Genomic DNA, 13373 nt, shown 5'->3' on the forward strand with positions numbered 1-13373 from the left:
TGATAACGAGGAAGAGAATAATGACCGAGGGAGAAAGTATGAAAATATCAGTAGTGATTCCTTTTTATAATGAGGAAAGAATGATTGAAAAAATGTACAGTGAATTAGTTCATGTACTAAATCAACAAACAACAGAAGAATTTGAAATTATTTTAATTGATGATGGAAGTAAAGATAAAACTTTTGAAAAAATATTAGAAATTGCCAAAAATGATGAGAGAGTTCGCTATTTGAGTTTTAGCCGTAATTTTGGGAAAGAAGCTGGGACGATTGCTGGATTACAATACGCAACGGGCGAAGCCGTTATTTTAATGGATGGGGATTTACAGCATCCACCTGCACTTGTTCCTCAAATGATCGAAGCGTACCTGGAAGGATATGATGTCGTAAGTGGCCGTAGAACAAGAACGGGTGAAAGCCAATTTCGTACTTTTCTAGCGAATCGTTTTTATAAATTAGCCAATCGACTAATGGATACACCTTTAACGGATGGAATTTCTGAGTTTCGCTTATTTAGTCGAAAAGCAGTACGAGCGATTTTATCATTGAATGAATATAATCGTTTTTCAAAAGGGCTTTTCTCATGGATTGGGTTCAAGGAAAAAGTCATTGAATATGAAAATCATGTTCGTGAAATAGGAGAAACAAAATACTCCTTAAAATTTTCATGGAATTATGCCATTCAAGGGATTTTATCATTTAATGATAAACCATTACGTGCGTGTATTAATTTGGGATTAGGTTGTTTATTAATATCTGTGCTATATATCGTGTGGATGTTTATTAAATATATGATTGATCCAAGTTCCTTAGTGAGTGGCTATTTTACAACGATTTTTGCAGTTGTCTTACTAGGGGGAATTCAGTTAATCTCTATTGGAGTTTTAGGAGAATATATCGGGAAAATTTATTATGAAGTAAAAAAACGTCCTCATTATTTAGTGGATAAAACGAATTTTGAGGAGGAGAAAGATGAGTAAAAAGAAAGTAGTTTACTTAACGAGTTTTTTCCTACCAATTGGTATTATGCTTGTTTCGTGGATTATTAATGGATTCTTCCCATTTGGTGCAAAATCACTAATGGCAGTAGATTTTAATGCGCAATATATTGGTTTATATGCTTATTTGAAACATTTCTTCTTAAATGGGGATTGGAATAGCTTTTTCTATTCCTTTTCAAAATCCATTGGAGGAGGAATGCTGGGTATTTGGGGATTTAATTTAATTAGTCCGTTTAATGTATTGTATTTCTTCTTTTCAGAACAAAATTTTCAATGGGCAGTTATGTTAACCATTGGTCTTCGATATGGAGTAATGGGGCTTACTTGGACACATTTTTTTGTGAAGCGATATAATGGTTTAGAAAAAAATCCAGCATTTCTTCCTATGTTTGGAAGTTTATATGCTTTGAATGGATTTAATGTTAGTTATCAAATGAATCCTATTTTTTATGATGGGATGATTATGTTACCACTTGTACTAATGGGTGTAGAAGAAGTTTTGGATAGAATAGGTGCCAAACGCTATGTCCTATTGTTAGCTTTAGCTTTATTACTGCATTTTTACATGGGATATATGATTTGTATTTTTGTAGTTATCTATGCATTGTTTTATTTATTCAAATCAAAAGATAGAACGTTTAAACAAGGGTTTATTCAATTGCTTCAACTAGGCTTATATTCTATTTTAGCAGTTGGTTTAGTAGCCTTTATTATTATTCCAATTTTGATGAGCTTAGTTTCTACTAAAGGTGGACTTGAAAGTAAATTATTATTTGAATGGAAATTACAAATTGATCCTTTTGATATTTTTTCTAAATTATTTTTAGGAGCATTTGATAATTCTTCTTGGCCAGCAGGTCCAAATTTACCGAATATTTATGTGGGAACACTAGGAATGATCGGAACAGTTTATTATTTCTTAAGTTCTAACATTCAAAAAAGAGAAAAAATAGCCTCTTTAGGTGTCTTAATTGTTTTTATTCTATCTTGTGTTCATGAATTTACAAGTAAATTATGGCATATGGGACAAAATCCTGCAGGTTTCTTCTATCGATTTTCTTGGATTATGGCATTTTTCTTAGTTTATTTAGCTTATTTATCCTTAAGAGAAGTCGAGCAATTAAATTGGAAAAAATCATTAATAGTTGCTGGAGTCATGATTTTAATTTTCATTTTAGTGATGACAAGACAGTATTCCTTCTTAATTGTTCCACAAAAAATTGCGACATTGGCATTGATTTTTGTGATGTTATCTATTTTAGTGTGGCCACAAATTCATAAAAGATGGGCCTTTTTGGCAGCAGTAACTGCAATTGAATTAATGATGAATGCAACGATTGTTCAATCGAGAGTAGGGTATACGGATGCGTATAAATATCAAGATGCTGTAAAACAATTACAAACAGCAGTAGCTCCAATTCGCCCAAATGATAAAGAATTTTATCGTATTCATGGAAGCTTCCATTTAAGTAAAAATGATCCATTTATGGCGGATTATCCTGGAATGTCTGTGTTTAGTTCTAATTTGGAAAATTCAACAAGAGATTTATTTGAACAATTAGGAAATAACGGGATTAATGCGACCACTTATTATTATGGAACACCATTAAGTGATGCATTATTCAGTTTAAAATATTGGATGACGCCTAAACCGGTCTATACGAAGGATTATCCAGATACAAGTAAAATGTATGTGTTTGGAAAATATGCGACTCGTTTAGATATTACAGAAAATACTCCTGTAGTTTATGAAGAGGAGAGAACAGAAGTATTTCAAATTCCACAAACTCTTCCAATAGCATTTGGAGTAAATGAAAAATTAGCTTCATTAGAATTAAGAATGAATCAACCGATTCAAAACTATAATAAAATTACAGCAGCTCAATTAGGAGAAGATGTTAAATATTTGGAGATGTTAGCAGCAAATGAAATTACAACTGATAATTTTTTAGCAATTGAAAGAGCAGAGACGTATCAAAGAATTGATTCTTCAAAACCAGCTAGCATAACATACCGTTTTACTCCTCAAACAGATGAAGAGTATTGGGTCACTTTACCAACACGCTTCTCAAGAAATGATAAAAATAATATTAAGATGTATCTCAATGGAGAGGAATATCACTTCTTAAATAATTATCAAGCGACTCAATTAGTGAATATTGCTTCGCAGTCCCAAGGAAAATCTATTGAATTTAAGATTGAAGTGAATACAGATGAAGAATATACTTTTACGGGTGTTAGATTAGCAAAAACTTATCGTTCAGTTGCAAATAAATTTATTCAAGAACGCCAAAATCAAGCGATTCAATTAACTCATTGGGATAACTCTCATATTCGTGGAACAGTTACGATTACAGATGATAGTACTGTTATGTTTACTTCGATTCCATACGATAAAGGTTGGATTGTAAAAGTCGATGGAAAAGTCGTGGAAACAAGAAAAATTTGGAATAGTTTACTAGGTTTTGCGATTACGAATGGGGAACATACGATTGAATTAAGCTTTATTCCAGAAGGATGGAAGATAGGAGTAGGGATTTCTATCGTATCATTTATTGTATTACTTGGGTTGATTTATAAGAAATGGATTTAATGTTTAGAATAAGACTTTAATATATGTAGCAATGGACGCCAGCAGCTTCGCAAAGCGAATCTCATGGCTAAACTTTGAGCCAAGGTCTCAAAGTTTCCAGTAAAAGAAGCCACAATGATTTGTGGCTTCTTTTACGTATGCTACTAATATAAGTCTTTTCTTTACTTATGGTTCTTAAAAAATTCTTTTAAATCATTTAGGCTGATATCGCTACTGTTTGATAAAGTTTCTTGTAATTGACCGTCTTTAAAGACTAATAAAGTAGGAATAGAATCAATATGATACTGTTCTGCAAACTTCGCTAATTCATCCGTCTTATTTTCCGTATCAATATAATAAATTGTAGCATTAATACTTCTTGCAGCCTTTCTTAATTTTGGAGCAAATTCCCTACAATACGGACAAGTTTCACGTCCAACATAAACAAAACGAATCTGTCTCTTTAGATCTTTCATTTCTTCTTGAATCCTTGTATTATCTAGCTCTACAAAATGACGTGTTGCTTGAACATACTCACTGTAACGATAAACCAAAGAGTTATCATTTGAAATAAGAATACGAGGATTAACGAAACATAACATTATAACAATACCAATATAGGATGCAATCAATTTTTTTCGTGGACTCCAAGTTTTAAAGAAATGATCTTTTAGGAATAGAAAATAATATCCAGATGCTACAAGAAATTGTAAAAAAATCCATAGTAGTGAAAATTCACTAACGAAATAATTAAATATCATATAAGCTAAAAGAATAATTAAGAATATACAATCACCTTTTGTAAAAAATTTAATCTTAGGCATCATGCCCAACTCCTTTTACTATTGAATACATGAATCCTATCATTTAAAAGAAATGCATGAGGATTAATGATACAATCATGATACAACTCCAAATGAATAATACAATCATTTTTCCTTTTTGATTCCAAGTTTTAGGGATAAGATCTTTTTTTAATATGAAATAACATCCTGCTGTTGCAAGAGCTTGAAAAAAGAGCAATAGTGAGGAAGATTTGCTAGTAAAAAAACTGTATATCAGGCAACCTAAAAGAACAATGACAAATAACCAATCTCCCTTTGTTAAATATTTAACTTTTGACATTACATCCACACCCTTTACTATTTTATAATTAAAGTATAGCACTATTCCCTAAAAATGAAAGAGCTTTCTTATGTTTTATGAAAATTTTATTAGTGAAAAATAGTTTAGTAACGAGAAAAAAAGAAAAAAATTTTGTACTAGCAGTAATAAAATCTGATATATCAGATTTTATTAGAGGGAAATTTGAGACCCTAGGCTCAAATTTTAGCCATGAGATTCGCATTACGAAGCTACTGGCGTCCTTGCTAGCTACAAAATTTTTTTCTTTAATAATTATTTGTGGCTCTTTAAAAATTCTTTGAGGTCGTTTAGGTTGATATCGCTACTGTTTGATAAAGTCTCTTGTAATTGACCATCTTTAAAGACTAATAAAGTAGGTATAGAATCAATATGATATTGTTCTGCAAACTTTGTTAATTCATCCGTTTTATTTTCCGTATCAATATAATAAATTCTAGCATTAATACTTTTTGCAGCCTCTTTTAATTTTGGAGCAAATTCCCTACAATACGGACAAGTTTCACGTCCAACATAAACAAAACGAATCTGTTTCTTCTGAGCATTCATGTCATTCTGAATAGTAGAATTATCTAGTTGAACAAAATGATTTGTTGCTTGCACATATTCAGTTGTTCGGTAAATCCAAGAGTTATTTTTAGAAATAAATAATGGAGGAGCGATTAAAAGAATCATTAAGCAAATAGCAATTATGTTCTTTGCTAGAGTAGAAAATTTATCACTTAGAGGCGATTTAGTTACTAAATAGTAAGCTCCTGTTGCTATGACAAATTCATAGAGAATCCAAAGTAAGGAATTTCCACTAATAAAATAATGAAATAGCAAAAAACAAATAAGAAGAATTGAAAACAATTTGTCATCTTTCGTCAAAGACTTAATCTTACACATTAAAACCAACTCCTTTATTATTTTATACCTAGATTATAATATAAAACTCTTTTTTTGAAAAACGTTTTTATAAAAGGAGAGAATAAAAATATTAAAGAAAAAATTTTGTACTAGCAGTAATAAAATCTGACACATTAGATTTTATTAGAGGAAAATTTGAGACCAAGGCTCAAATTTTAGCCAAGAGACCCGTAAGGGGCTACTGGCGTCCTTTGCTACTACAAAATTTTTTTCTTTAATATTTTGTACTGGAAAACATGAAATCATACTTTTGTCCCATTGTAGTGGGACGAGAATATGCTATAATTTTCCTAAGAGAGTTGATAAAGGAGAAGTCTTATGAAGAAACATATTATTCAAGCTATTAAGCTATTTTTCTTTGTAGCAGTCAGTTCAAGAGTTTTTGTAAGAATGCATAGTTCTGCAGAAATGTTTTTATTTCTTTTATTATGCTATGGCATATTTTTCTATGTACTATTCCGAAAAGAAATGAATCCACCAAATTGGAAAACATACCTACATAAGGAAAAAGAATTCCAAGGTCCATCAGAGAAGCAACAAGAGATTTATGAAAAGGCAGGTTTATCAGAAAGTGATGTTGTCTTCTTTAGAGAGAAAATGAATCGAGCAAAAACTCAAATTCAACAAATTGAGGCTTATACAAAACAAAATAATAAAATCGAAGCCATTGCCAATCGCTACCAACTATTAACGATTTTAAAAGATTACTTTAAGGAAATTGTCCAACATCCAGAACGCTTGCATGCCGTTGATAAGTTTTTAAATACGTATTTACCAGGCTTAGAAGAAATTATGGGAAAATATATTGAAATAGAGAAACATATTTCTAAAACTCAAGAAACTTATCAAGTGCTAGATCAAACAATGGAATTATTAGATGATTGTTGTCTTCAAGTGGAAGCAGACTATCAAAAATTCCAAGCACAAGATTTTAGTGATTTAAATTTAGAAAGAGAACATTTTCAAAAACAATCTCAAAAAGAAGAATTTGAAGACTTTTAGGAGGAAATATAGATGACAGATAAAACTTCAACAGTAGAAGATTTAATTCAAAATCCATTTGGGGAACAAGTGAGTGTAACACCATTATCAGAAGTGTCTCACGATTTTCCAGCAACACAAACAGAAGCAAGTCCGAAGAAATTAATTGATACATTGGATGAAAAACATCAAGAACAAGCTCGTGCATTAGCGAAGCAAATTGATGAAACAAATTTACAAGCGATTATTAGTTATGGGGCTGCAGCTCAAAAACAATTAGGAGAATTTTCTCACCAAATGCTTTCTCATGTGCAAGCAAAAGATACTGGAGAAATTGGGGATATTTTAAACGACTTAATGGAGCGTTTAAATGAAACTGACCCAAATGATTTAGTAGCTGAAAATCAAGGATTCTTCCAAAAATTCTTTGGAAAAATTAAGAAGAGTATTTATGAAATGCAAGCTAAATATCAAGAAGTTGGATCTCAAGTTGATAAAATTGCGATTCGTTTAGACCATGAAAAAAATGGCTTGTTAAACGACAATTTATCATTGGAACAATTATATCAACGTAATAAAGATTTCTTTGATGCTTTAAATATTTATATTGCGGCTGGAGAATTAAAATTAGCGGAATTACAAGAAACATTAATTCCTGAAGCTTTAGAAAAAGCACGTGTAACAGGTGACCAAATGGATGTACAAGTTGTAAATGACTTAGAACAATTTTTAGATCGTCTAGAAAAAAGAAATCATGATTTAAAATTAACGAGACAAATGACGATTCAACAAGCACCGCAAATTCGTTTAATTCAAAATACAAACCAGGCATTAGCTGAAAAAATTCAATCATCCATTACTACAACAATTCCGTTATGGAAAAACCAAATTGCCATTGCAATGACATTATTACGTCAAAAAGATGCTGTAACGGCACAAAGACAAGTGTCAGAAACAACAAATCAATTAATTCAAAAAAATTCAGAAATGTTGAAAATTTCTACAATTGAAACAGCCCGTGAAAATGAACGAGGTATTATTGATTTAGAAACATTACAAAAAACTCAAAAAGACTTAATTGAAACATTAGAAGAAACATTGAAGATTCAACAAGAAGGTAGAGCAAGAAGAAGAAAAGCAGAAGTTGAATTAACAAATATGGAAGAGGATTTACGTCAAAAATTATTAGTGTTAAGTCATAAAGAAAAACAAATTCATCAAGATTAATTTGTGAAAATGTGGAACATTTTTCTTATTTTCATAGGATTTATGATTCAGTAGTAAAGATGTAATCTGCTTGTAATAAAATAAACTTGCGATTTTTTCAAACATTATTTACAATAGAGATAAATAAATTTTTTATGAGGTGAGAAAATGCACGTTTGGATCGTAGTAGTAGCATTATTAGCTTTAGCAGTATTTTTCTTATTCATTTCATTGTTCTTAAAAGACAATCAATATGAAGATGAATTAGATGAATTAAGTGAAGGCTTATTAGAATTAAATAGAGAAGTGTATTCTTTAAAGAAAAAAATTCAAGAGTTGGAAGGAACACCAATTTATCGTGCTCCTGTAGAGCATGCTCCTCAACCTGAACAGGAATTTACATTTATTCCACAACCAGTAGTTGAGCCAGAACCAACTTTCACTCCAAGATTTGAAGAAAAAGAAGAGGAAGTTCAACCAGTATTTGAACCACAACCAACATTTACTGAGCCAACTTTTTCACAGCATGAAGAAGAGGAAGATTTACACAGCATTACTCGTAAACATATCCTAACTTTATTTAGTCATGGTGCTTCTTATGAAGAAATTGCTGAACAATTAAATGTTCCAGTTTCAACTGTTCAATTAGTAATTGATAGCTATTTTGAATCAGGATCACATTAAGGAGGGGTAATATGAGTAAAACAAAATTTCGCTCTTTAGGTGTAGGTTTCCTTTTATCAGCAATTTTCTTAGCTTTAGCAACTGTGGCATGGCCATTTGTTCCTGAATCATTTAAAAGTCAATTAGATAGTGTTCATTTACCATTAGTAACAGACACTGTGAAAACGACTGAAGAAACAACAGCAGCTACAACTCAAGCTACACAGACAACTGAAACAACTACTAAAACAACTGCTAAAGTTGCAGATAAACCTGTAACGATTACAGTTGAAAGTGGAGAAGTTTCAAGTGATGTTGCTCGTAAATTAAAAGAAGCAGGAGTTATCACTGATTCTAAAGCATTTGTAGATTATTTATTAGAAAATAATATTGCAGAAAATATTTTGGCAGGAACATTTGAAATCCAACCAAATAGTAGTTTTGAAGAAATTGCTCGTACAATTGGAGCTTTACGTTAATCTATAAAAATAAGAGGTAGACACTTGAAAATAGTGTTTACCTCTTTTCTTGTTTTAGGTTGAAGATTTTCTCATCCAGATTAGATAACTAAATAAGACGAAGATTAAGATTGTTAAGCTAATGAGTATTTCAATCGTAACGAATAAATTCAATAGAGAAATTTGTAAAATTCCTTGAGCCATTTTCAGTGAAGTTGCTGTAACAATGGTTGGGAATGTTAAAGCTGAAAATGCGGGTTGAAATCCTTGTTTTAAAATTTGCGGTAAGCGACTCAAGACTAAAAAGAAAAATATTTGAGATGAGATGATCATCAAGATGATAGAGTATGTTAATAATTGATGTCCACCTACACGTACGAGTGAAGCTAGTAGTAAGGAAAATGGAGCACAATAAATTCCTTCTTGTCCTAATAATTCAACTGGTAGTGGTTTTTTCTTCAAATCTAGATAAATGCGTGGATATAAATAAAACGTTAAGATAAAGCCGAAAATAATCGTTGCATAGGCAATTTCAATGATTCCTACAACAGGATAAGTGAGTGCTGCTACTGCAATACCGACATATAATACTGTCCAAGATGGTGTTGCGTAAATTTTTTCTTTAGATTTCAATAATAGAATCGTAAAATAAGTAATTAGTCCAATATCTAATAGGAATGAGAACCACCAAAGAACTTGTGCTAAGAGAGGTACACTTGGAATTGTACGTAATAAATAAGTAGATAAAATCATTCCTGCCATAGGGAAAGTAGCCATTCCAGATAAAACAGGTGGTTTCTTTAATTCTTTCGTAGAATTTTGCCAATCGAATAAATGGGAAATCAAGAAGATAATCCATAATCCTAATCCAAGTACACTAAACACATGGGATAATTCAGGTAAGGTGTCTGAGATAAGATTTCCAGCGCCTGCTAACCCAAGAAGGCAACCAGAAAATGCTAAAGGTAACTTTTTCATAAAATCCTCCAATAATCTTTTTGAGAAAAGTATAACATAAAAATGAATGAAGGAAAATTTAAATTTGAAAGGGGTTTAATAAACTGCTTAAAATTTGCACTTAATTAAGTTTAAATAATTTTAAATTCTGATAGAAATAGTACGAAACTAAACTTAAATTATGCTATAATAGAGCAGTGAATATTAAAAGATGGATGTGAATACATGATTAACAAAAGAAAGAATCGTCCTATAAAGAAAAAATCACATATTCCATTTCGATTAAATTTATTATTTTTTATCGTGTTTTTTTCATTTATGGCATTAATCGGACGATTAGCGTATGTTCAATTAGTCAAAGGAGATGACTTCATCGCCTTAGTGAAACGTACAGAAACTTCTACTGCAAAAAAAGCAGTTCCAAGGGGTTCTATCTATGATAGTAAAGGAAAAGTTTTAGTAGGAAATAAACCAAAATTAGCCGTTAATTTCACTCGTTCGTCAGATGCTACAACAGCGAGTATGTTGGAAACCGCTAAAAAATTAACGGAGTTTATTACAGTAGATACTAGTAAATTAAGAGAGAGAGATTTAAAAGATTATTGGTTTGCAACTCATCCGGAGGAAGCTAGTAAGCTATTAACGGCAGAAGAGAAAAAGAAAGCATCCAAAGAAGGCTTATCGAATAGTAAGACTTATGAGATGCAGTTAGATCATATTACAGAAGAACAAATCAATTATTCTGATAGTGAAAAACAAGCAATTGCTATTTTTACGAAGATGAATAGTGCTTATGCCTTATCAACCGTTACGATTAAAAATGATTCTGTAACAGAACAAGAAGTTGCTCGAATTAGTGAACGTCTTGGAGAGTTAAAAGGGATTGACATTGATTCAGATTGGGATCGTGAATACCCAATGGGAGATATGTTGAAGACAATTCTAGGTTCTGTATCTTCTGAAACAACAGGTTTACCTTCTGATAGAGTGCGTTCTTTATTAACTCTAGGGTATTCATTAAATGATCGTGTAGGTACAAGTTATTTAGAAGAACAATATGAATCAGTTTTAAGTGGAACAAAAACAGTGGTTCAAAGCCAAACGAATAATCGTGGAGAAGTGGTTAACCACGAAGAACGTTATGGTGGAAAAGCTGGTTCCAATTTAGTGATGACAATCGATACGGATTTTCAAAAGAAATTGGAAGATATTGTTACTAAAGCTGTAGAAGGATTATCAGATGCCACTGCAGACCGAGTGTATGTTGTTGCAATGAATCCAAAATCCGGAGATGTTTTAGGAATTACTGGTAAAAAGAAAAAATATAATGAAAATTATCAAGTAACTGGAATTGAAGATGATGCCTTAGGAGCTATTAATGGTGCCTTTGGGATGGGGTCAGCTGTAAAAGCGGCAACAGTTATTTCTGGATATATGGATGGAGTTATTACAAGAGAAGATAATACGCTTGTCGATGAACCAATTGAGTTTGAAGCTTCTGAACCGAAAAGTTCTGTATTCAACCGTAATGGTAGTATTCCTTTAACAGATTTAGATGCGATTGAACGTTCTTCAAACGTTTATATGATTAAGTTAGCCATGAGAATGGGCGGACAATATGAGTATAAAAAAGGTGGAAAATTAAATATTAATCTTAACGTATTTGATAAATTACGTGAGTATTATGCTCAATTTGGTTTAGGGGTACGTACTGGAATTGATTTACCTAATGAAGGAAAAGGATATAATGGTGGTACAGGTGCTGCCTTCTCTGCACTGGACTTTGCGTTCGGTCAGTTTGACTTATATACGCCATTACAATTAGCTCAATATATGGCTACTATTGCCAATGGTGGAACACGTATTGCACCTCGTTTAGTAAAAGAAATTCATTCAACAGGTAAAGATGGAGGAATTGGTGATTTAGAGACAGTTGTTCCAACAAAAATTATGAATTCTCTCCAAGTAGAAGCAGGATTAATTGATCATATTAAAGAGGGATTATATCGTGTAACGCATGGAGCAAACGGAACTTCAGCTTATACGTTTAGAAATTATACGCCTTCTGTTTCTGGTAAAACAGGTACAGTAGAAGCGTTCTACGATGGACCATTACCACAATTTAAACAAAAGGAAGTAGAAAATTCTACATTTGCTTCTTATGCACCTTCTGATAATCCAGAAATTGTTGTATCAGTTGTAGCACCATATTTTTCAAATGGAATTCCTGACGATTTTGCAGCCGGAATTACAAAACAAGTGTATGATGCATACTTCCATCAAGAAAGTTCAACTTCATCAACAAATTCTACAATTGCTAATGGACAAACAAATGCTCAAGCAGGAAATCGTTCAGCGCAACAAGCTGCAAATGCACAAGTCCAACAAAATAGTCAAGCAGCAACAGTAAGACAACAACAAAATGCTACTGTTCCGGTAGCTCCAGTAAGAAGACAAGGACAATAATGGTAAAAAAGGACTTTTGAATTTTCAAAAGCCTTTTTTTATTGCTAAATTGAATAGACAAGATATAATAGTATTAAGGAGGCTTATTTATGAATGATTTTACAGAAGTAACCGTACAAAAAGAAGTGAAATACCAAGGTGGTATTTTTACAGTTGAACACCATGTAGTATCTCTTCCAAATGGTAAACAATCAACAAGAGATATTGTTTTACATAATGGAGCAGTAGCAGTTCTTGTTGTTCATGAAGGAAAGATTTTATTAGTTCGTCAATATCGTAAAGCCATTGAAGCTCATACATTAGAAATTCCAGCTGGTAAATTAGACCACGATGGAGAAAGCCCATTAGAAGCAGCCAAAAGAGAGTTAGAAGAAGAGGCACAATTAAGTGCAAATGAATGGAAAAAAGTAGTTGATTTAGTACCAACTCCTGGATATTGTAATGAAAAGATTCATTTGTATGAAGCAAAGGGAATTCAGCATTTAGAGAATGCTGCACCATTAGATGAAGATGAATTTGTTTCAATTGAGTGGATTCCAGTGGAAGAACTGATTCAAAAAATCCATAACGGAGAAATTACTGATGCAAAAACGATTATTGCTGTTCAATATGCAGCATTGCATCAATAGGAGAAAATATGTCGAAAGAACCATTATTAACACGAAAAGCTTTGAGAGAACATGTAGTAGAGCAAAAAAGGTCTCAAAATAGTGAAGAGATTGAATGGAATGATTCACCAGTTCCTAAAAAGCCTTTTTTAGAAAGATATAATCGCTTTTTAACGATTTGGATGATTGCGATGATTGTACTCATTATTGTAGCAATTGGTGTTCAAATCTTCTTATAATGGATTGTTGTGCTGAATGCTAGGTTAGGGCTAGACAATTCATAAGAGCTTTGATAAAATAACACATATATTTAAAGACATTGATGGAAAAGGGTTATAGAAATTTTCATTATTAGGGAGAAAGGTCAGCGACTGAAAGCCTTTCATGAAAATCTACAGCTTTTCACTTC

General features: G+C 31.9%; 13 protein-coding genes. 9 read left to right on the plus strand and 4 right to left on the minus strand.

Going from position 1 to position 13373, the window contains the following annotated elements; translation table 11 throughout:
- Positions 1-38: 38 nt before the first annotated feature.
- Positions 39-980, plus strand: a complete 942-nt coding sequence (pgfS, locus tag RYK07_RS00065) for a glycosyltransferase PgfS (protein ID WP_314851821.1) — start codon at positions 39-41, stop codon at positions 978-980.
- Entirely contained in the window at positions 973-3594 is a 2622-nt protein-coding gene (locus tag RYK07_RS00070) for a YfhO family protein (protein WP_314851823.1), read from the plus strand. Before pgfS ends, RYK07_RS00070 begins: the two co-directional genes overlap by 8 nt.
- 161 nt (positions 3595-3755) lie before the next feature.
- On the opposite strand, the gene RYK07_RS00075 is transcribed toward RYK07_RS00070, so the two are convergent.
- The 3 genes from RYK07_RS00075 to RYK07_RS00085 form a co-directional block, all read right to left on the minus strand.
- Positions 3756-4175, minus strand: a complete 420-nt coding sequence (locus RYK07_RS00075; protein ID WP_399546127.1) for a thioredoxin family protein — start codon at positions 4173-4175, stop codon at positions 3756-3758.
- Between the two features lie 265 nt (positions 4176-4440).
- Entirely contained in the window at positions 4441-4698 is a 258-nt protein-coding gene (locus RYK07_RS00080) for a hypothetical protein (RefSeq protein ID WP_314349040.1), read from the minus strand.
- 273 nt (positions 4699-4971) lie between these two features.
- Entirely contained in the window at positions 4972-5604 is a 633-nt protein-coding gene (locus RYK07_RS00085) for a thioredoxin domain-containing protein (protein WP_314851825.1), read from the minus strand.
- Between the two features lie 339 nt (positions 5605-5943).
- Between RYK07_RS00085 and RYK07_RS00090 the strand changes: the two genes are divergently transcribed.
- The 4 genes from RYK07_RS00090 to RYK07_RS00105 all read left to right on the plus strand — a co-directional run bounded on the left by RYK07_RS00090 (position 5944) and on the right by RYK07_RS00105 (position 8954).
- Positions 5944-6627 (plus strand): 5-bromo-4-chloroindolyl phosphate hydrolysis family protein, encoded by a 684-nt coding sequence (locus tag RYK07_RS00090; protein WP_314851826.1) that lies wholly within the window; start codon positions 5944-5946, stop codon positions 6625-6627.
- Positions 6628-6639: 12 nt separating this feature from the next.
- Complete coding sequence (locus RYK07_RS00095) at positions 6640-7833, plus strand: toxic anion resistance protein (protein ID WP_314851827.1); 1194 nt, start codon at positions 6640-6642, stop codon at positions 7831-7833.
- Between the two features lie 147 nt (positions 7834-7980).
- On the plus strand, positions 7981-8496 hold the full coding sequence (locus RYK07_RS00100; protein ID WP_314851828.1) for a DUF6115 domain-containing protein: 516 nt from the start codon (positions 7981-7983) through the stop codon (positions 8494-8496).
- Positions 8497-8507: 11 nt separating this feature from the next.
- Positions 8508-8954 (plus strand): hypothetical protein, encoded by a 447-nt coding sequence (locus tag RYK07_RS00105; protein WP_314851829.1) that lies wholly within the window; start codon positions 8508-8510, stop codon positions 8952-8954.
- Between the two features lie 54 nt (positions 8955-9008).
- On the opposite strand, the gene RYK07_RS00110 is transcribed toward RYK07_RS00105, so the two are convergent.
- A complete protein-coding gene (locus RYK07_RS00110) occupies positions 9009-9911 on the minus strand; it encodes a TDT family transporter (RefSeq protein WP_314851830.1) in 903 nt (300 codons plus the stop codon).
- 297 nt (positions 9912-10208) lie between these two features.
- On the opposite strand from RYK07_RS00110, the gene RYK07_RS00115 reads away from it, so the two are divergent.
- From RYK07_RS00115 to RYK07_RS00125, 3 genes are all read left to right on the plus strand, one after another.
- On the plus strand, positions 10209-12356 hold the full coding sequence (locus RYK07_RS00115) for a penicillin-binding protein 2 (protein WP_314851831.1): 2148 nt from the start codon (positions 10209-10211) through the stop codon (positions 12354-12356).
- Positions 12357-12445: 89 nt separating this feature from the next.
- The gene (locus RYK07_RS00120; RefSeq protein ID WP_314851832.1) at positions 12446-12985 is read left to right on the plus strand and encodes an NUDIX hydrolase; all 540 of its coding nucleotides are present in this window, start codon (positions 12446-12448) and stop codon (positions 12983-12985) included.
- An 8-nt stretch (positions 12986-12993) separates the two neighbouring features.
- The gene (locus RYK07_RS00125; protein WP_006702989.1) at positions 12994-13203 is read left to right on the plus strand and encodes a hypothetical protein; all 210 of its coding nucleotides are present in this window, start codon (positions 12994-12996) and stop codon (positions 13201-13203) included.
- Positions 13204-13373 lie beyond the last annotated feature (170 nt).

The organism is uncultured Granulicatella sp., assembly GCF_963528315.1.
Classification (GTDB): domain Bacteria; phylum Bacillota; class Bacilli; order Lactobacillales; family Aerococcaceae; genus Granulicatella.